This is a genomic window from Hirschia litorea (assembly GCF_042665075.1).
GTDB lineage: Bacteria > Pseudomonadota > Alphaproteobacteria > Caulobacterales > Hyphomonadaceae > Hirschia > Hirschia litorea.
This window is the reverse complement of the sequence record NZ_JBHTBR010000007.1, coordinates 64,165-83,897: the sequence shown is the minus strand read 5'-3', so window position 1 is coordinate 83,897 and position 19,733 is coordinate 64,165. Positions and strand designations below refer to the sequence as shown.

Below are 19,733 nucleotides of genomic sequence, written 5' to 3'. Positions count from 1 at the left end.
TTCCGGCAAACCAAGAGTTTGCAAAAATTCATTGCCATTCAATCGTCAGTTCACAACCACTTCAATCTGGAGCGACACCTCTACTCAAGACCAAATTTCAAACGAAATCGCGACATCGCATTGAGCGAATGGTGACAGCTTTTCACTGGCTAAAAAAACGACCGCCCCAGTTACTCAGAGACCGGTTAGCTTTTGTCTGAAACCATCGGCAGTTCGCTTTCACTCACTTTCATCCAACTTAGTCACACGTATGTTACATAACTTTGCTAAATTGAATTTTACTCATCCAAAATTCAAAAATAATTACACTAAACTCAAAACACTATAAAGAAGGAAAGATAATGCTACTTCCCCAAACAATTGCTAAACTGCTAGTTATAAGTTTGGTAGCAATCTTAAGCTTCTACTTTATCAAGAACACAAATCAGACTTCTCTATCTACAGATGGCTCAATCTCTCATCCTTATCGAGTGATGTTAATACCTGCTGATGGGGGCACAGAAGACGGCACTAGAGCCGATTTCAAACCTGTCTTTGACGCTATTACTCAAACAACCGGCATTCATTTTGATATAAAAGTAGGCCAAAGCTATGCCACAGTAATCGAAGCAATTTGTTCTGACGTCGTAGAGATCGCTTGGTTCGGGGCAGCCTCCTACTTACCAGCAAAGCAGCGTGGTTGTGCAGAACTGTTAGCAGTCGATGTTAAGGACAATAGCACAAGTTATTTCTCAGGTATTTATGCACTCAAAGAAAGCAACATCTTAACCGTTTCCGATATTCAAGGCCACTCTATTGCATTTGGTGACCCCAATTCAACATCAAGCTTTGTATATCCAGTCGCTATGATTGTTGATGCTGGCTTAGATCCTGTGAAAGATCTCGGAAAAATTCGTATCACTGGCAGCCATGCAAATAGCCTCAAGGCACTATCTGAAGGTCAAGTTGAAGTCGCCGCCGCTTCGTTTGATAGCTTTGAAAAAGCGATTAACCAAGGAATTATTGATGCCAACGCTGTTGTCGTAATCGGCAAGTCTGCCCCTATTCCTAACCCTCCTCTCACAATGGCAACTAAATTGCCCGAAGAGGTAAAGGCAAAACTGCGCTTAGCGTTCAAAAACGTACACAAATCTCCGAATGTCACTCCCGAAATGATCCGTGGTTATGGAGGCAATCAAGTTGACCGTTACGACACAGTTATAACTGATGAAATACTAACGCCTGCACTTGTTGTAATTTCCAACGTCACAGGTGATATACGTGCTGCAATTCTCGCCAAGGCTAATAAATAATGCCAACAGCATTGCAATCTCGATCCTATTCGCCCAATCCTACAGAGATACCTCACCTAGTCTTTGACAGTATTCGTAAGCAATATTCCGACGGGGCAATTGCCCTTGAAGGTGTAACGGCAACGATAAATAGAGGTGAGTTTTGCGTCATTTTAGGGCAATCTGGCTCAGGAAAATCTACTCTGCTCCGGGCGATAAATGGTCTGACAGACTTATCATCTGGTGAACTAATTTTCGACAACAAAACACTTAATCCATCTTCGCTCCGCAGCATTCGCCGAAGAGTCGCGATGGTCCACCAACACTTTAATCTGGTGGAGCGCGCCAGCGTGGCAACTAACGTACTAATTGGCGCAGTTGCTGAAGTCAGCTTTTGGCGCGCTATGTTGGGATGGTATCCGGCACATTTACGTAAGCGCGCCTGCCAAGTTATTGCACGCGTTGGGCTTGATGAAGTTCATTCAAAACGTCGCGCCTCTGCACTTTCTGGCGGGCAACAACAACGTGTCGGCATTGCAAGGGCTCTATTACTAAACCCTGAAATAATATTAGCCGATGAACCCGTCGCCAGCTTAGATCCGGCAATCAGTAGAGAAATACTAAGCCTTATACGCACCGCAGCCCAAGAACAAAATGCGACTGTTCTATGTAGTCTCCATCAGATTGACCTTGCACGCGAATACGCCGACCGCATAATTGGCTTACGGAAAGGACGCATCGTATTTGATGGTCCAGCAGCAAATTTCGACGCTGAAGCAGAAGCCGCTCTCTATAGCAAAAATCATCCTCCAATTTCGACCAATGAAACAGCGAACCCCGAGCATGTTTGATAACCAACCATCCGACAATAATCGCTTCTCACCCCGTACACAGGATTGGCATCTAAAAGCGCCTTATAACTGGCGCACTGCTCTCGCAACTTTAGTTGTCGCTCTAGTACTGATCTGGTCAGGGAACCGCATGGAAATCCCTAAAATGTTGGGGCTTTCAACTGAGGCCATGCTGTCAACCATTGGATTGGAAGAGGAAAGCCAAGTCGGCAAAGGGCTGGGAAGAATGCTCAGTGAATTATTCCCTATTGTTATAGAAAATCGACAAGAAATATCTCGCCTTCAGGATTTCGACAGAGATTCACTTCCAATTTTTACACGGATCGAGACTGCGGAAGTCACAACCTTTCGTATAAACTCAGAGACACTAGAAGCAGAGCCACAGATAGACACAGTTGAATACTTGGTTCATCCTTTTGGCTATCTTTTAAATGTCATAGGCAAAATGGTCGAAACGTTTGAAATAGCGATCTGGGCAACAATCATAGCGGTTATCGTATCCATACCCTTGGCAGTTTTAGGGGCACGTAATTATACGCCAAACAGTTTCACCTATACCGCTAGCAGAGGGATAGTCAGCTTTCTAAGATCAATGCCAGAACTCATTGTAGCTATGTTCCTCGTTTTGGGATTTGGGTTTGGCGCCATAGCTGGATACCTAGCCCTAAGCCTGCATGGAATGGGATTTCTAGGTAAATTTTATGCAGAAGATATTGAAGCTTCAGACACAAAACCACAAGAAGCTCTTAGAGCATTAGGTGCAAGTAAATTACGCGTCTTGCGGTCCGGTGTTCTCCCTCAAGTCGCGCCCTCATATGTTGCTTACACTTTATATGTCCTTGATAGAAATGTACGTATGGCGGCAGTCATAGGCCTCGTCGGCGCTGGCGGCATAGGTCAAGAGTTGAAAGGACGTTATGATACTTTTGAATACGGCCATGTTGGTACTATTCTACTTGCAATTTTCCTCACAGTTTTAGCACTAGATCATATCTCTTCTCGAGTACGTGCGCGCCTTATAGGCTGAGGTTAGATTGCACTCGGTAAATGAAAAAATTGGGGAGAATTACTTTCCCAGTGTGACTGCCCCCCTTTTAAGGGTGAAGACGACAGTATTCTTCTCAAATTTTACAGGAGACTTTTTGTGACTCCGACTACTCATGCTCTGTTTCCGACACCGGTCATGGTCGTACATAAAATTCTGGATAAGTTGCAAGTTGCGCAAATAAACACCGATATTTCGCGGATGGACTTTTCTTCAAATGCAAAATCATCGGCGCTTGCGCATTCAAATTCAGCAATTGGGCCTCTCGACCCAGTTCTTCAAAAAGCCTTTAGTCCTATAAAAGGTAAACTTGTTGCGTTTGGCCAAGAACTGTTCGGCGAAGAGCTAAATTGGACCATTAAAGAAGCTTGGGTAAATATTCTTGAAACTGGCGGTCATCAGGCCATGCACTTACACGCCAATAGTTTCATCTCTGGTGTCGTTTATCTTACAGATTCACATCCTTCTGCAAATCTCATATTTCAAAAACCAGAATCGCATACCGGATTTGTATTCTCAAACTTTAATGCGCGCTCCGAGCTAAATCCCTTCACAGCCGCACGATGGCAGGTGCCGGAAATCAAAGCTGGAGACTTAATTCTATTTCCTAGCTTTATGATGCATGGTGTTGCTAGCAATGAAGGCGAGCAAAGGATCTCACTCGCCTTTAATGCAATACCCGATAAATTAGACTCTTGGGGTTATTCAATTCGATTTAACCCCGATTAACATCAGCCCTCAGTATCGTTTGAAATAAGAAAACCTATTCCTGCTAAATTATTTCTTTTCAGCACTTATTGGTGCTGTCAGCGAGAGAGAAAGGCTTTTTCGTCCACCAATTTGAGTATTGAGCACATCGAAAACTAAAGTCACTTGCTCACGTTCATCTCCCATACGAACCTGTAGAGGAATGGTTGAATTACGCTCAACTCGAACAACATCACTTGCATTCTGAAACGTCTCTTCTGAAGTATTCTTTAAAATGAAATTCACCGGACAATCATTTCTAACATCAACGCGCAGCACACTTGTCTTCACTCCAAATGTACTGGGCTCCAGAGAAAGGCATGCCTCCACCAACTTGCTCACATTGTCCTCGCGGCCAAGTAAATCATCATAATTCCAAGCGACTGTTTTTCCTTCAAATAGTGCCTTCTTCAGCGCCTCTTCGGATCTCTCTTCTGCCAACACGATCGTCATAGGTCGATGGCCGCCATGTCCAGCATTGTGCGTCCAATCCACTAAACCATGTATATCTGAAGTCCCAAGAACTGTTAGATTATAATCCAATGCAATCTGAAGCGCATGCTCTGAATGTCCGTCAAGCGTACCATTCGCAACTTCGATACCGTGGAGCAATCCTTTTGAAATCAGATCCTTGTGCATTTCAGTAATACGGGCAACTCCATCTGGAGCCTGCGGAATCCAGTTTGGGTGGTTCCAAAATATAAATGCACCCTGCTTTTTTGCCGCTTTAAAGGCATCGATAGAATCCTTGACCAACAAAGCATTTGCATCCTCAAGGAACACTGCATTCACATGCCCGGGGGGCATATTGCGTGAGACTTCAGCCCCACGGATTATCAACAATCCATTATATCCGGCACTTACTAGCGACTCTACAGCAACATCGTATGATCTGTTGCGGTCAGGGTTTGGGATATCTGCAGCCTTAGGCTGATGCTCAAGGTGTTCTGTTATTGCCAATGCGTCCAATCCATCACGATGAGCTTCTTCCACCCGTATAGAAGGCCACACTGCACCATCAGAGAAAACAGTATGCGTATGAAGGTCAGCAGTGAGCAACACTCCGCCATCTGCGGTATTTGGAAATGAAATTGCACGTTCTTCGGAAATTGCTGGCATAGCAAGGCCAGCAAATACCGCAGCAGCTGTAGAAGCTTGCTTTATATACATAATGTTTCCCCTTTGGATTATCGTATTTTCGGATTGATAAATGTTGTCGTCGTTAGATATCGCGCACTCGAATTTCAGTATCAGTTCCAACCTTCGATGCACTATCACTCGGGTTAGCAACGGTACGGTAGGTTGACGTCCAATTTTGACTGTCAGCTACACATCGAAGATATCCGCGCTGTTCTCCGTTTACATAACTCACATGCGGGTTTGCACTTTGCGCCTGCGCCACAGATGGAGACCATGAACATACAGAAGAGATGGATGTCGCTGCGAAGTTATGAGCAACTCTATCTGATTTCGCATTTTCCGGATCTTTGTGGACGGTCATTGCACTTGCACAATGCCAATCCCCACTCAACACAATAGGGTTAGACACTTCATCTGCCATTGCATCAACGAGACGCTGTCGCTGCAAAGGATAACCATCCCACTGATCCATATTCCATTTCCTAGACGCGGGATTTTCGGAATATCTGTAAGGCGCAAACCATGTTTGCTGGGCAATAACATTGTATTTTGCATCCGAATTTTTAAGCTGATCAAGCAACCATTTTTCTTGATTGATGCCAGTCATACTCAACGCGGGATTTTCTAACGCATCACAAGGAAAATCAGATGGAAAGCCCTGTCCGCATACTTGATCGGAACGATACTGACGCGTATCCAACATGTTTACACGCGCGGGACCAAACTCATAAGCACCATATATTTGAAGATGCCCCGCTAATCCATTCAAAGTCGGCGGTTGTTCCAATGGCATATGTTCATAATAAGCTTGGAACGCGGCCAACTTACGGACTGCAAATTCTAGAGAAGTCTGTTTGTCTGGATCTTGAGGCGTACTTCCTGCCCAATTATTATCGACTTCATGGTCATCCATGGAGACGATCCAAGGCGCAGCAGCATGCGCTGCCTGCAAATGTGGATCGCTACGATATAGAGCATATCTATTCCGGTAATCATATAATGTTGTGATTTCACCGCTATTATGTTTACGAACAACTTCATACTCGATTTGAGTACCAGCATTTGTTCGACGGCGCACGCCAAGCTCGCTCGTACCGCCTTCATAAATGTAGTCTCCCAAATGAATGACACAATCAGGTGCCCACTCAGCAATGTCACGGTAAGCTGCGTAATGTCCGGTTTCCCAAGCCTGACAATTGGCAATCGCAAACGTCGCTGATGTGGCCTTTGGGTCCGTTGTTTTCGTTCTACCAATTGGGCTTTCGTCTTCTCCGAAATAGAATTGATACCAATACTCACGCCCAGGCTCTAAGCCATTCAGTGTCACATGCACCGAATGCGCTTTTGCTTCAGATGTCATAGCGACACCTTCCTGAACGGTCCGCCGCATGGCGTCATCAAGACATACGCGATAACGCACCATGACAGCGCCAACCGGCATACCGCCGCCATTTAGAGGGTCAGGTGCTAAACGCGTCCATAGAACAACGCTTGTGTCGCGGGGGCTACCCGAGGCCACTCCCAAAGTGAAATGATAATGACCACTGTGCGCGTTGGCACTTGCTGGCACCCAAAGTGTTGAACCTGCTGCAGCCAAAAAAAGACGCCGAGAAAACATGAGCTAACCCATCCATGTACTTATGTAAGATTTTGAGTAGTAAAGAAAAAGCTGCAAACCGTAATATTACGGTTTGCAGCTTTTATATTGGCTAGAATGCATACTCGTATTGGATCCAGAACGATTGAGGCTTACCATTCCAACCATATTGGCGGTAATACGCGCTATCGTTAGGTCCGATTTCACCCCGAACAACGGCGCGATCTCTTGAATATCCTGAGCCACCAGAAGCACGCTCGAAATAATCTTCATCCAGAAGGTTCACGCCGCGCACCAATATGCGGTGCTGCTTTTCATCACCCCACTGATATTGCATCGAACCATTCAGCACAAAGTAGTCACCGAAATTCATGTCCTCAACAACACGATTGCCATTCTCGTCAACTAAGCGGGCAAGTGAAGTACCTGCGTAAGCCCATTCAGGCCCCTGGAAACGCGGGTTCAATGAAAAAGTCCAATTTTCCGTTGGAGTATAACTAATCAATCCAGACAAAGACCATTCAGGACGTTCTGCAGATTGACGCTTCACAGCGCTTCCCGCGTCTCCAGGGACAACAAAATCTAAATTCTCTGTTGTTCCATCAAGTCTGGCAAGCACGCCATACACTGGGTTATTTTCCAGAGACTCCATTTTTGTGAATGTGATATCCGCATTCCATTTATCAAAGTCAAACGCGACATCCACAGTTACACCAGATATGTCCTGCTCATTCTTGGTGTTCACAGCCACAGATGCAGAATCTTCCAACCCTAAAGATACAGCAGTTGAACAGAATGAGTCTGGAGGAATGATATTGGCACGATTTCGTACAATCGCATCCGTACTATTGACCAAGCCCGTCTGAATTGGGGTAGCAAGATCATTTGCGTATTCAAGACATACCGAACCAACAGACCTACTCGAGAACAGATTATTGATTGTCGTATCAAAATATCCCAATTCGATATTCATAGTACCGCCGAAAAGGTCGCGGTCGATACCTACACCTACGTTCAATGCTTCGACTTCCTGTGGATCAAGCCCAGGGTTTAGATTCGCATTTGAACCAAATGCACCAATCTCATCGATTTTCGGCAAACTATATGAAGTTCCTCCGCTTGCTCGCGCATAAACACCAGCTCCGAAGTCCTGACGCAGACCAAATTTGTAAACCGATTGATCACTAAAGCTATCGTTGAAATCCTGACGTGCTGCAAATGATGTACTCAATCCTGCGAGTACGGGAAGAGATAAACGCAAATCACCATAAACACCCGTGCTAGAGAGTGTCGTATCCTTCACTCCAAACTGAGCATCAGAATTGTCTCTATATGTTGTGTTTTGTACACCACCAACAATTTCTACATAATCATTAATCGTATATGTGGCACGGGCGTTAATTCCCATGTCTTCATATCCACTTGTACGCTGATCTGTTTCACCAAAACCTTTCGTCAGACCACCATCACCGAAATTAGCGGATGACTGAACCACATATCCAATCGGAGCACCAATAGGGAAAGGGTTTTCTTGCGTCCCATAAGCTTGATTGAAGAATGGACTATTCGGGTCATTGTTTATGTAGAAACTACTTCCCCCATTTAAGTTGTCGTCACTAGCACTACCAGCTGCGCCATATGGATTGGTTACACATCCAGCTGCAAGGCCAGGTACAGTCGCAGCAAACGCTTCAAACTCTGCAGCGGTGGAAAAGGATGTAATCCCTCCTGCTCGCGCCTGAGCTTCGATATCTGATGGCAAATCTGTCAAACGCGGAATCTGACATATTTGGGCATCAACTTCACTATTTTGCAAACGCGGGTCTTGGTAGTGTCCTTCGATTTCTAGCTTTAGCTTTTCATTGAAACGATGCTTAAAAGACGCATTATAAATCGGGAATTCAGTATAATTTGGCTGAAAAACAGTCGAGTTCGGAAATGAATCACGAAAATCAATCGTGGCGTAACTGGCACCAGCGCGAAACTCTGTGTCCTCAGCAATTTGCCAAAGATATTTTAGTCCTAAACTGTTATAACTGTAGGGAAATTCATGCTTTCCCCCAAGTGCGAGCACGTTGTCGGAATAAGCTTCCGAGCTGAACAACTCGTGCGCATCTGATTCATATGAGCGTCCGGATACGAGTACACTATGCTTTCCTGCCTGATCTAATGGAAATGAAAAATTTCCGTATAGCTCTCGCGTTTCAAAAGACCCGAAGTAGAAACCTAATTCACCTTTTTTTGTGCCATCAGGCTCTTTAGTCTTTACACTTACGACACCTAACCCACCATTTGATCCAAAGTATAAACTGTTACCACCACGATAAACTTCAACGCCAGAAATCATACGTGGATCAATCGCAGTTGCAGGCCACAAATCTTCAAGTGGAGAACTACGGTCGAAATACGGCACACCATCAACCAAAAGTAAAGTGTCCCGGTCTGTCCCCCCATCAATACGAACCGTGAACTCCCCCTCATCCGGCGAATATCCAATGTTAGCACCACGGATAAGACCAGCTGCTAGCTCTCCAAAGTTTGTGAAACCACCCGTTTCAATTTCTAAGTCACTAATGAGTTGGACTTGTGTACCAAACTTCACCATATCCAATGCGATATCACTGACTTCAGTGTCTATTAACTGGCCTTCAACGCGGATAGTTTCTTGACGCCCACTATCGTCGGCATCATCTGCGAAAGCATTTAGTGGCAAAGCCGTCGTCGCTAACAATGCCCCCACTCCCAAAGCAATGTGCTTCTTAAATTTGTATGTGTTCGATTTCATAGCAATAGTCCCTCTGTTGCCCCTTTGAATCCTGCGACCTCAGCATCTCTCGACACTTAACTTCACTCAAAACACATGGCCGCAGTGCCGCAATTACAGGGATTACATGACGCTCCGATGTTCTTTTTGTAAAATTTATGTGAATATAGCTCAATTACAAAGCGCTTGCATCTTGAGCTTTACTCATATAGAAGACGCAAGCATCAAAGGAGGGACGCAGATGACAAACGGAGGTGATCAACACCTAGGAAAGGAATGCAAACAAGCTATTCTTGAAGCCAAAGGTTATCTAGTGGATTGGGATGGTTGCTGCGCTATTGAAAACAACTTAGTGCCTAACGCAGAAAAATTCTTGCGATTCAATCACACAAGAACAGCAATTGTTTCCAATAACTCTTCAAACACAATCACTGAGTTCCAGCGTGTACTTCAAAAATCTGGCATTCATATGCGAAGCGAACAGATAATTTTAGCCGGCATTGAATCCATCAAACGTGCAGTAGAACTAAAATCCAAACGTACACTCATACTCGGAAGTTTAAGCATGCGCGCAGCCGCGCGGGCGCATGGATTAAATTTAGAAAACGAGAATGTAGACCTTGTGATACTTATGCGTGATACACGCTTTAACTACCAACGGCTGGAACGTGCTGTAAATGCAATTTTAAACGGAGCGCGATTAATAATTAGCAACCCTGACCTTACGCACCCCGGGGTTGATGGTCGCGTCAAACCAGAAACGGGTGCTTTATTGGCCGCTCTAGGCGCATGCATAGATTTATCATCAGTGGATTTAGAAATTATAGGTAAGCCTTCTCAGATTATCTTCGACAAAGGGTGCAAAGCAATAGACTTAAAATGCAATGAGGTTGTTATGTTCGGCGACAATCCGATAACAGATATCGCTGGTGCGAAAGCATTTGGCATGCATTCAATTTTAGCATCCCCCACCCCTTCCATTTTTTTTCAAAATATACTCGATACGCTCAAAATCTCTTAATAGATAAAACTTCTGAGGTTTGCCGCAATACGTTGGTGGCCCGCTCATAATCATCCAATGCAAGCGCGGCAATAAGAACATCAAGGATACAAAGCTGTGCAATTCGGCTCGTCATAGCTTCGGAACGAAATTTTGTTTCTCGCGCCATCGTGTAAAGTTTGACATCAGCATAAGCCTGCAAAGGAGAGCTAGCGAAATTCGTTATAATGATTGTTTTTGCACCAGCGTCTCTAGCTAAGCGAGTAGCTGCCAAGGTTTCATGTGTAGAGCCAGAATGTGAAATCGTAAGAACTGCGACATGTGGCCCTGTTCGTGAAGCACTTATTGCTTGAATATGACTATCGACAACGACCTTCGCATCAAGTCCAATACGCAACATTCTATACTGCGCATCCTCAGCGATTGGAGCGGAAGAACCAATACCATATATCTCTACGCGATCTGCAGATCGGATGACATCAACAGCCATAGAAATGGCATCTGGGTCTAAAATTGAAAGTGTCTCTCGTAACGCCTCGGTACCTGCATGAAACATTTTTTGACAAACGGTAAATGTATCATCGCTTGGCTGTAGATCCTCGTGAATAAATTGAACAGGCCGCACGACCTCTTGAGCCAAACTAAGTTTAAGTTGCTGAAATCCAGATAGTCCCAATTGTCGGCAAAGATTAATAACGCTACCTTCACTAGTACCAGTCGCCTCAGCTAGCTCTGTTACAGACATTCCCACAACAGCATTGGCATGACCTAAAACATAATCTGCAATAGTCGATGTACTTGGCCCCAGCGAATCTTTACGAATACGGATACGACTGATCACGTTACCTACGAAAGCATCACCTGCTTTGCGCGCACCTCGTTTAGTATGTTCCGTAGACAATAATACCTCCTACTTCGAACTAAAATTATTAGAATCACAAAACCCAAAGACCAGTGAATGAAATTTACTCAAATTACAACTCAAAAATAATGAGATTCAAAGGCATTGTCAGATTAAACGTCTCATTTCCAACTTAGTCAGCTTTCGCTAAGCTGCAAGCATGAAAACTTCCATCTTCCGATACTTCAAAACATCACCCGAAATCATCAAACTTACAGTGACGCATATGTCACTAAACGACGTAACAAACGGGCAGCATTGAAGTTTTTACGCAAAGCGATGAAACGATATGGTCCTCCCAAAAAACATTTTGACCGACCGTTTACGCTCGTATGGAGCTGCAATGAGAGAAATCGGAAACGCTGAAAAACAACGTATGGGCCGCTGGCTAAACAATAGATGTGAGAATTCATATCAGCCATTCAGACGACGAGAAAAGATCATGAATAAATTCCGGCAAACCAAGAGTTTGCAAAAATTCATTGCCATTCAATCGTCAATTCACAACCACTTCAATCTAGAGAGACATCTATACGCAAGACTAAATTTCAAACGAAATCGTGGCGTCGCCCTGAATGAGTGGCGGCAACTTTTTGTCGGCTAAAGAAACGTCGAAAGCCGAGTATCAGAGACCAGTTAGCTTTTGTCTGACACCACCTTTGTAAGACGGTCCTGAGCATCATAAAGATAATTTGCGAATAGGGTTAAACCATTTTTCTTGCCTAGGAATTGATATTTTTCAAAAACGATCGAGGCCACACGCTGGTCAACAGAGTTAATTTCTATTTGCTATCTTTTCAAAAACAACCTGTATACCGACTAATAAAATTAACACAGTTAAATACATTAACGCCAGCACAACAAAAGTTCCGAAATTTATACTTTTCTGCATAACCAAAGCAATTATCATAACTGGTAATGCATAATACCAATTGTTATTATGTTGCTTTTTAAGCAGCCGAATTAAAGATGACATATTATCAAACTCATTTTACTTTCGGTATGGTATCGTAGCATCTTCTGCCCAAGGTAATCCTTCACAACCTTCTCCATTCTCACCGCAACTTTCTTTGGCATTGTCAGATTAAACGTCTCATTTCCAACTTAGTCAGCTTTCGCTAAACCGGAAACATGAAAACCTCTATTTCAAAACCTCACCAGAAATCATCAAGCTTGCAGTGAAGCCTATGTCACCAAACACCGTCACAAGCGAGCAGCGTTGAAGTTTTTACGCAAAGCGATGAAACGATATGGTCCTCCCAAAAACATTGTGACCGACTGTTTACGCTCGTATGGAGCTGCAATGAGAGAAATCGGAAACGCTGAAAAACAACGTACGGGCCGCTGGCTAAACAATAGATGCGAGAATTCACATCAGCCGTTCCGACGACGAGAAAAGATCATGAATAAATTCCGGCAAACCAAGAGTTTGCAAAAATTCATTGCCATTCAATCGTCAGTTCACAACCACTTCAATCTGGAGCGACACCTCTACTCAAGACCAAATTTCAAACGAAATCGCGACATCGCATTGAGCGAATGGCGACAGCTTTTCACTGGCTAAAAAACACCCTAACCCGCCAATTAGAGACCAGTTAGCTTTTGTCTGACACCACCAGTCTAAGACTGCATTTTTGAACTTCTGTATTTTACCATGTTTATCCGCATATCGCCTTGCTCCATAAGGAGGTTCAATTCAAGTTTCTCATCAGATAGCACATTTGAATTAACTCCTTCGCACCCCTGATATTCAACGACTTTGACCGAGTTCAACCAATGCTCAACTTCCCCCCCCTCAACTTTTATCTCTAAACGTTGCCACGCACCTTTTGAGAAAACCCGCTTTCCAATAACAGTTTCATTTAAATTTTTAGCTGCAATAGATCCACGTAGAGCACCCATTTTCTGAGTATCTTCAACGCCCTCATTCTCGGGACTTTTATCGTCAAAAATACGGTATGATGCAACGCAACTAACCGATTTTCCTATCTCATTTTTATATGTAATCGGATAGAGAACCTCCCCAGCACTTCCCTCAGTTAGCTGAAAATCCATAATCACATGATAAGATGCTGACCCAATTGCCACCGACGCAATTGCATCACCGCTTCTGCTAAGGGACAGCATTGGGATAGAGCGCACTTCTCCGGTAATCTGGTTTTTTCTATTCTTGGCCGTCCATTTCGCCCCTGTTGTCTGTGAATTATTTATAAGCATCCAACCCTGTGCCTTTTCAGACGGGCTCAACTCGCTCCACAAATAACTCTCGGACGCTACAGTCAAATCATCTGGGGTGTAAGCCTTTCGCTTTGGTGCATCTTGGATGCGAACATTTCTCCATAAAGTGGGTTTTCCCGCCCGTTCGGGATTTGTCCCGATGGAATGCACCTGTAATCCTAAATACCCCTCCAATAAGGTTTCATCATAGACGTAGGCACAGGGCGTATCATTCACGAAGGTACGCAATTGTGTGCCTTTTGCTTCAATCCTCAACTTATTCCACTGAGCATTATTCCATGCTGCGCGACACGCATCGTTCTCGATCACCGGATATTTCCAAACTGCCAACCCTTCTGTGTAAATCCCTCCCGTCCAAAGACGGTCTGAATGATCAACTTCCAGCTGGTAGCCATTTAACCCAGAATAAAACCACGTCCCGATTTGTGATCGAAACTGAATGCCAGAATTTGCCCCCTCAGCATTATTCATCTCAGCTTCGAAGATGAAATCACCATAAGTTTTTTCGCTCGTTAAATAGCGAGTCGGAACACCCGAAACGGTCTTACCGACAATCGCGCCGTCCACGACTTCGAACGGATCGTCTCCGTTTACAACTGTCCATCCATCAAGTGATTTTCCGTCAAATAGCGACTTCCATTCAGCTTTTTCCAAAGGGTGCATGCTAGTGGAACATGCCCCCAAAGCTGCAACTAATGCGACAATCGATGTTCCTGATACGATACGCATTAGATCGCTCCCTTTTTCATTTGTTCTGCCGCATAATTGGCGGCCCGTGCCGTGAGCGCCATATAAGTCAATGATGGATTTTGCGATGCACATGACGCCATACATGCTCCATCCGTTACAAAAAGGTTTGGTACATCGTGAGACTGGCACCATTTATTCAACACAGATTTTTTGGGATCAGCGCCCATACACGCCCCGCCCATTTCGTGTGTTCTTGTTCCCACTTGAATATGCTTATTAGGATCAGCAACATAGCTCTGAACATCTATGCATCCGCCTGCAATCAAAATGTCTTTTGCATCTTTAGCCGCTTGCATCATCATTTTACGCTCATTCTCGCGACCATATGCATCTATATGAAGTTGAGGAATGCCCCATTTATCGGTTTTAGTCGGATGTAGACTGACCATATTGTCGTAATATGGAAGAATTTCTCCAAACATTCCCATAGCAATACGCCATGGTTGAGGCGTTCCCACTGCATCCTTTACTGCAGCGCCAATGCCGGCAGACTTCGCTGTATTGCCCTTTCGTGGCCGTTCAGCTCCGTGCCCCTGATATCCAAAGCCACGCACAAAATCGACATCATCAGATTTTTCATGCCTGAAATTAGGAACATAAATATTTGTGGGCCGCCTCCCGAAAGAATAACGGTCCTCAAATCCTGGTACGGTCCCTGAAGCACCTGCGCCGCCGAAATGATCCATAATATAGTGCCCAAGCATACCACTTGAGTTCCCAATACCATTGGGGTGGACCTCAGATTTAGAATTGAGCATTATTTGCACAGACCCCAGCGCAGATGCACATAGAAACACTGTCTTGGCGTGATAGGTTTTCACTTCGTTGGTGTTATGATCGATCGTCGATACACCAGTTGCTCTGCCTGTTTCCGAATCAAATTCTACTGACGTCACAATTGCATCTGTTACAACCGTAAGATTTCCAGTGCGACGCGCAGCAGGCAGCGTTGAAGAAAGTGAACAGAAATATGCTCCAAATGAACACCCTTGCGAACATTGGTTTCGCGCCTGACATGGCCCTCGCCCTAGCTCGGTATGCACATCTTTTGCTTCTGATAAATTTGCGCAACGTCCAATAACCATGGCACGATCGCTGCCGCTAGCCTTCAAATTATCGGATACAAACTGCTCAGCACAGCTCATCTCCCATGGCTTCAGAAACTCGCCATCTGGTAAGTTTTTTAAACCGTCTTTATTGCCTGATATACCCGCAAATTTCTCAACATAATCATACCACGGCGCAACATCATCATATCCAATTGGCCACGCTATACCATGCCCATCTTTTGCATTGGCTTCAAAGTCTTTAGGCCCCCAACGATAAGATTGACGCCCCCACGTAATTGAACGCCCGCCAAGCTGATATCCTCGCGTCCACATAAAAGGACGCGCTTCAGGATTTGAATATGGGTATTCTTTTTCATCTACGAAAAATTGAGATACGTGAGACCAATAAGGATAAGACTTTTCTTTCAGGTCACGATAGCGCTCTTCTTCATCATATATTTCAGGCATCATTGCCCGGTTATATAACTCCCAAGGTAGCATCATATCGGTGTATTCTTCACCCTGATGCTCAACATCGCGGCCACGCTCAACAACGAGGGTTTTAAATCCCTTTTCACAAAACTCCTTGGCTGCCCAACCGCCGGTAATGCCGGAGCCAACGACGACTACATCAAACTCATCGGCCATATGCATTCTCCTGCATGAGTGTTTCGTATTCACTGAGTGTTAGATTTCCAGCATAACGCCCTGGCACAGGCACATAGTCTTTGCTGGCTTGTTCGGAAGTGTAATACACATGGAAGATGATCTCTTTGAGATGACGATAACCCGCGCTATCGATTGCCTCTTCATTTGAAAAAGCCACCTTGTCGACATCCTCAAGAATAGAAAATCGTGCGTCTCGGGGCAATTTTAGAAAATCTTTGTTGTAAGCGCCACGGGCCAAGCCATCAAATGCTGCCAATTGGTCGCGAAATAGTGCTTTCGTAGTTTCGCTAGCCCAAGAGAGCATTAGCGCATCTATCACTGCTGCAACCTGAGCATCTTTAGCACCCGGTGTGGCAGTTACGGGTATCATCAATTCGGACACATCATGAAGCGTTGTGAGCTCCTTGGCATTGAAGAACTGGCCACCCTTTGCAATGTGCTCCACATCCCCCTCATCGCTAGCACACCCGACTAGCCCAGTTGCACTTACGACAAATAAAGCCCCTCCAATAAAGAGGCGTCTATTTATTTTTATCTCACTCATAATTTTCTCTCAATTATGTTTATAGATTGGGTGGTAGTTTATGGTTTAGCCAAAACAGTACCGACAATATCTGTGTCGAAGTCTTGGAAATGCGTGTAGCGACCTTGCATCCACAACAGTACTTTATACCCCTCGCCCGTTACGATGATTGGTCGGATATTGCGCTCTTCAGAGCTGGTTGTTACAGGTATCCACTCAATAGTATCTGTAGAGTCATCCGACTCTATTCTCGCCATATAAATCTCGTGTGTTCCTGTTGGAGAACCACCTTTATTTGGATCAACATTTGTCGAAATAGTAATATTTTGAGGGTCATCAGGATCAATCGCCAACAGACCAGTATAGCTTGCCTCGACCTCATATAAATGCGGGCCAGCGTAGGCGATTTCTCGATCATTCCAATCAGAACCAGTCCATGACGCTAAACGGAAACGATTGTCCTGATTGCTATTGTAGAGAGAGTAGCCAATATGAGGGTTGCTTTGTCCATCAACCTCAACATCTATTGTCCAAGCTGCTCCCGGAACACTGCCAAACCCGTCCGGCTTTAGAGCAGACTCACTTCCCTTAAAGACTTTTTCTGCAATAGATGTTCGCAAGGGGCCGCTGGACAGATCATTTACCCACTCCCCATTTGCAGAAGAAAAAGAAGTGCCATCAAACTCAGCATAGTAAAGGCTGTTTCCGTAGTTACGCGGATGTGCATCAGTAAAGGAAACACCGATTGTATCCTTATCTACCTGCACATATCGCGCATAGGGGCGCTGCGTTCCATCTACTTCATCTGATAGAAAGTGCGTAGGCCTACTCCAGCTACTCCCGTCATCATCCGAAGTTATGAAATTTGGATTGTAATCTGGCCCGTTCCTATAGAAGTTATAGACTTTATTTTGAGCATTTATTTCGTATAAATTCATATACGTCACGCCACCCCATTCAGAGCCTTTTGGCAACTCAAATGGATGCGTAAAAGTCTGCGTCTCGCCCCAGTTCAGATAGTCATCTGGTTCTGAAATAGCGTAGTAATGTTCGGTTTCTCGCCCGTGTTTAGCCCACATAGCCACAAGACTATTGTCATCACGAATATGGAAGACTGGCGCATCATGGTCATCAATTTCAAATTCAGGATGTAGAGTTGTTTGTCCCTCAAATAGGCCTGTTTCCAAGTCATAAACCCCAACCTTAACATCTCCATCAATGCCACTAATACCACCAACAATTAGTTTGCCGTTTGATATCACAACGCGAGGATCTTGATACCAACACCACCCCGCATCGCTTAACAATGTTGTTGCTTGAAACATCTCAGGCACATCGCTCGCCGTTTTATGGGCTTCGAAATGGGTCCGACATCCCGATAGCAACACGGCAGATATTGCAATTTGAAACGAAACACGTGCAACTGTCCCAAGGGATGGTCTCATATTGTCCTCCTCCATAGCTCTGAATTTTTTGTGCAATTTTTGCATTGCCTTTTTGGTCAGAGTTAAGTCTTAATCGAGGGCAAACGACTCAGAATTGGAAGTTAAAAACTGATATTTAACGGTTAAAGAATAGATGTAACAAATTGAAAAAAAACAACTTTAATGATATTCAAATCCGCAAATATTTAGATGAACTCATCGCTTCTGGCGCGATTGGCAATGCACACACTTATCGGCAACTTTTGTTATATCTCGCCGAAAAGGCTTTAGACGGTTCAACATCCACTCCCAAAGAAGTTGAAATTGCACAGGATGTGTTTGGAAAGACGGACTTTTCACAACCCACAGATTCTTCAGTGCGTGTCTACATTCATAATCTAAGAAAGAAGCTAGAGACTTATTACGCTGATACTGAAAATTCTTCAGATATCTTCTTTTACATCCCCAAAGGTAGCTATTCCCTCAAATGGCGAAGGGGCAACGAGAAAGCACAAACGAGCACAGCACTCAAAATTTTGAGATGCCCTACGTTTCGGTACTTTGCAGCTGCCTTTCTAATCGTTCTTGTTGGCGCAATCGGCTATAGCTTTGGTACCATTAATAACAACACATCCATGTCCACTACGCAAAGTCAACATCCCATCTGGGGCGGTATTCGTAAAAACAAAATAGATACAATCATCGTAATTGGCGACCTATACCATTACACTGAAACAGATACGCAAACAGGCCATGTTCGGATGGTACGAGACTTTAGCATAAACAGCGATCAAAGTGTGGAAGCACTAAAACAATCAACAAACACCTCCACCGTAAAGATAGATATCTCGCCCTTAAAATATTTTGGTAAAGGAACTGTTTTTTCATTGCCCTTTCTTACCAAAGAACTTCAGGGACACACACGCATAACTTTGAAAATGTCGTCTCAATTGACGGCAGACGATATTCGTAAAAATAACATCGTTTATATAGGTCTATTTAAATCATTAGGCACGTTGCAAGACATATATAAAGGTACCCCTTTTCTACTTTCCGACAATTATGAGTACCTAACGGATATGCGGGACCAACAAAATTATACCGTCGAGGGCGATGCAGATAAAACCCATACCGATTACGGCATTTACACCCAGCACAAAACGGCAAACGGAAACATAATTATAACTCTAGCTTCCTTTACCGAAACAGCATTACTACAAATGACAGAGCAATTGACATCGAACAAAACAACTTTTGATCACGAAAGCACATCAAATAATATTCAAGATATGGCGCTCTTCTTCTCAGTTTCTGGTTACAATCGCACGAACATAAAAACAAACCTCATTGCCCAGACACCTTTGGATCAAACCCAAATATGGCATCAAGCTCAATGACTCAACATGGCGTTGTCAGGCATTGTCAGATTAAACGCCTCATTTCCAACTTAGTCAGCTTTCGCTAAACCGGAAACACGAAAACCTCTCTCTTTCGCTATTTCAAAACCTCACCAGAAATCATCAAACTTACAATGAAGCCTATGTCACTAAACGCCGTCACAAGCGAGCAGCATTGAAGTTTTTACGTAAAGCCATGAAGCGATATGGCCCGCCTCACCTGTTAGTCACGGATAAATTGAAATCATATCGTGCAGCAATGAAGGACATTGGAAATGCTGATAGACAAGTGACAGGACGTTGGTTGAACAACCGATGTCAGAATTCTCACCAGCCGTTCCGACGACGAGAAAAGATAATGAATAAG

General features: G+C 44.3%; 14 protein-coding genes and 4 pseudogenes. 10 read left to right on the top strand and 8 right to left on the bottom strand.

The window, feature by feature from the left end; genetic code table 11:
* The 5 genes and pseudogenes from ACFQS8_RS15840 to ACFQS8_RS14735 all read left to right on the top strand — a co-directional run.
* Window positions 1-135 (top strand): annotated as a pseudogene (locus ACFQS8_RS15840) (IS6 family transposase); the annotation flags it as partial.
* A 206-nt stretch (window positions 136-341) separates the two neighbouring features.
* Window positions 342-1,292, top strand: a complete 951-nt coding sequence (locus ACFQS8_RS14750) for a phosphate/phosphite/phosphonate ABC transporter substrate-binding protein (protein WP_382168758.1) — start codon at window positions 342-344, stop codon at window positions 1,290-1,292.
* Window positions 1,292-2,122, top strand: coding sequence for a phosphonate ABC transporter ATP-binding protein (gene phnC / locus ACFQS8_RS14745; protein WP_382168756.1), 831 nt, complete (start codon window positions 1,292-1,294; stop codon window positions 2,120-2,122). Before ACFQS8_RS14750 ends, phnC begins: the two co-directional genes overlap by 1 nt.
* Window positions 2,115-3,149, top strand: coding sequence for a phosphonate ABC transporter, permease protein PhnE (gene phnE / locus ACFQS8_RS14740; RefSeq protein WP_382168754.1), 1,035 nt, complete (start codon window positions 2,115-2,117; stop codon window positions 3,147-3,149). Before phnC ends, phnE begins: the two co-directional genes overlap by 8 nt.
* A 117-nt stretch (window positions 3,150-3,266) precedes the next feature.
* The gene (locus ACFQS8_RS14735) at window positions 3,267-3,896 is read left to right on the top strand and encodes a TIGR02466 family protein (RefSeq protein ID WP_382168752.1); all 630 of its coding nucleotides are present in this window, start codon (window positions 3,267-3,269) and stop codon (window positions 3,894-3,896) included.
* A gap of 48 nt (window positions 3,897-3,944) precedes the next feature.
* Here ACFQS8_RS14735 and ACFQS8_RS14730 read toward each other — a convergent pair whose 3' ends face one another.
* From ACFQS8_RS14730 to ACFQS8_RS14720, 3 genes are all read right to left on the bottom strand, one after another.
* Window positions 3,945-5,084, bottom strand: coding sequence for an Sb-PDE family phosphodiesterase (locus tag ACFQS8_RS14730; protein ID WP_382168749.1), 1,140 nt, complete (start codon window positions 5,082-5,084; stop codon window positions 3,945-3,947).
* Window positions 5,085-5,136: 52 nt separating this feature from the next.
* Complete coding sequence (locus ACFQS8_RS14725) at window positions 5,137-6,672, bottom strand: alkaline phosphatase D family protein (RefSeq protein WP_382168747.1); 1,536 nt, start codon at window positions 6,670-6,672, stop codon at window positions 5,137-5,139.
* Window positions 6,673-6,763: 91 nt separating this feature from the next.
* Window positions 6,764-9,436, bottom strand: coding sequence for a TonB-dependent receptor plug domain-containing protein (locus ACFQS8_RS14720; protein WP_382168745.1), 2,673 nt, complete (start codon window positions 9,434-9,436; stop codon window positions 6,764-6,766).
* A 220-nt stretch (window positions 9,437-9,656) separates the two neighbouring features.
* Between ACFQS8_RS14720 and ACFQS8_RS14715 the strand changes: the two genes are divergently transcribed.
* On the top strand, window positions 9,657-10,436 hold the full coding sequence (locus ACFQS8_RS14715; protein WP_382168743.1) for an HAD-IIA family hydrolase: 780 nt from the start codon (window positions 9,657-9,659) through the stop codon (window positions 10,434-10,436).
* Here the strand turns inward: ACFQS8_RS14715 and ACFQS8_RS14710 are convergent.
* Window positions 10,423-11,316 carry a MurR/RpiR family transcriptional regulator gene (locus ACFQS8_RS14710; protein WP_382168741.1) on the bottom strand — a complete coding sequence of 298 codons (894 nt, stop codon included), beginning with the start codon at window positions 11,314-11,316 and terminating at the stop codon, window positions 10,423-10,425. The two genes, ACFQS8_RS14715 and ACFQS8_RS14710, sit on opposite strands and share 14 nt — an antisense overlap.
* 219 nt (window positions 11,317-11,535) lie before the next feature.
* On the opposite strand from ACFQS8_RS14710, the pseudogene ACFQS8_RS14705 reads away from it, so the two are divergent.
* Together ACFQS8_RS14705 and ACFQS8_RS14700 are read left to right on the top strand one after the other, a co-directional pair.
* A pseudogene (locus ACFQS8_RS14705) lies at window positions 11,536-11,920 on the top strand (DDE-type integrase/transposase/recombinase); the annotation flags it as partial.
* Between the two features lie 576 nt (window positions 11,921-12,496).
* Window positions 12,497-12,880 (top strand): annotated as a pseudogene (locus ACFQS8_RS14700) (DDE-type integrase/transposase/recombinase); the annotation flags it as partial.
* A 56-nt stretch (window positions 12,881-12,936) separates the two neighbouring features.
* Here the strand turns inward: ACFQS8_RS14700 and ACFQS8_RS14695 are convergent.
* From ACFQS8_RS14695 to ACFQS8_RS14680, 4 genes are read right to left on the bottom strand one after another with little or no spacing between them, the layout of a single operon-like run.
* Window positions 12,937-14,283, bottom strand: a complete 1,347-nt coding sequence (locus tag ACFQS8_RS14695) for a 3-keto-alpha-glucoside-1,2-lyase-like domain-containing protein (protein ID WP_382168740.1) — start codon at window positions 14,281-14,283, stop codon at window positions 12,937-12,939.
* Window positions 14,283-16,001 (bottom strand): GMC oxidoreductase, encoded by a 1,719-nt coding sequence (locus ACFQS8_RS14690; RefSeq protein ID WP_382168738.1) that lies wholly within the window; start codon window positions 15,999-16,001, stop codon window positions 14,283-14,285. The genes ACFQS8_RS14695 and ACFQS8_RS14690 overlap by 1 nt, the downstream gene beginning before the upstream one ends.
* Complete coding sequence (locus ACFQS8_RS14685; RefSeq protein WP_382168736.1) at window positions 15,991-16,566, bottom strand: gluconate 2-dehydrogenase subunit 3 family protein; 576 nt, start codon at window positions 16,564-16,566, stop codon at window positions 15,991-15,993. Before ACFQS8_RS14685 ends, ACFQS8_RS14690 begins: the two co-directional genes overlap by 11 nt.
* Window positions 16,567-16,604: 38 nt before the next feature.
* Entirely contained in the window at window positions 16,605-17,990 is a 1,386-nt protein-coding gene (locus ACFQS8_RS14680; RefSeq protein ID WP_382168734.1) for a BNR-4 repeat-containing protein, read from the bottom strand.
* Window positions 17,991-18,133: 143 nt separating this feature from the next.
* Between ACFQS8_RS14680 and ACFQS8_RS14675 the strand changes: the two genes are divergently transcribed.
* Together ACFQS8_RS14675 and ACFQS8_RS14670 are read left to right on the top strand one after the other, a co-directional pair.
* Window positions 18,134-19,366, top strand: coding sequence for a helix-turn-helix domain-containing protein (locus ACFQS8_RS14675; RefSeq protein WP_382168731.1), 1,233 nt, complete (start codon window positions 18,134-18,136; stop codon window positions 19,364-19,366).
* A 136-nt stretch (window positions 19,367-19,502) separates the two neighbouring features.
* A pseudogene (locus tag ACFQS8_RS14670) lies at window positions 19,503-19,733 on the top strand (DDE-type integrase/transposase/recombinase); the annotation flags it as partial.

What these genes read in the sequence shown, in the direction of transcription:
- ACFQS8_RS14685 (WP_382168736.1), bottom strand. Translation starts at nt 16,566, where the DNA reads ATGAGTGAGATAAAAATAAATAGACGCCTCTTTATTGGAGGGGCTTTA.
- ACFQS8_RS14750 (WP_382168758.1), top strand. Translation starts at nt 342, where the DNA reads ATGCTACTTCCCCAAACAATTGCTAAACTGCTAGTTATAAGTTTGGTA.
- phnE (WP_382168754.1), top strand. Translation starts at nt 2,115, where the DNA reads ATGTTTGATAACCAACCATCCGACAATAATCGCTTCTCACCCCGTACA.
- ACFQS8_RS14720 (WP_382168745.1), bottom strand. Translation starts at nt 9,436, where the DNA reads ATGAAATCGAACACATACAAATTTAAGAAGCACATTGCTTTGGGAGTG.
- ACFQS8_RS14715 (WP_382168743.1), top strand. Translation starts at nt 9,657, where the DNA reads ATGACAAACGGAGGTGATCAACACCTAGGAAAGGAATGCAAACAAGCT.
- ACFQS8_RS14680 (WP_382168734.1), bottom strand. Translation starts at nt 17,990, where the DNA reads ATGAGACCATCCCTTGGGACAGTTGCACGTGTTTCGTTTCAAATTGCA.
- phnC (WP_382168756.1), top strand. Translation starts at nt 1,292, where the DNA reads ATGCCAACAGCATTGCAATCTCGATCCTATTCGCCCAATCCTACAGAG.
- ACFQS8_RS14690 (WP_382168738.1), bottom strand. Translation starts at nt 16,001, where the DNA reads ATGGCCGATGAGTTTGATGTAGTCGTCGTTGGCTCCGGCATTACCGGC.
- ACFQS8_RS14725 (WP_382168747.1), bottom strand. Translation starts at nt 6,672, where the DNA reads ATGTTTTCTCGGCGTCTTTTTTTGGCTGCAGCAGGTTCAACACTTTGG.
- ACFQS8_RS14695 (WP_382168740.1), bottom strand. Translation starts at nt 14,283, where the DNA reads ATGCGTATCGTATCAGGAACATCGATTGTCGCATTAGTTGCAGCTTTG.
- ACFQS8_RS14730 (WP_382168749.1), bottom strand. Translation starts at nt 5,084, where the DNA reads ATGTATATAAAGCAAGCTTCTACAGCTGCTGCGGTATTTGCTGGCCTT.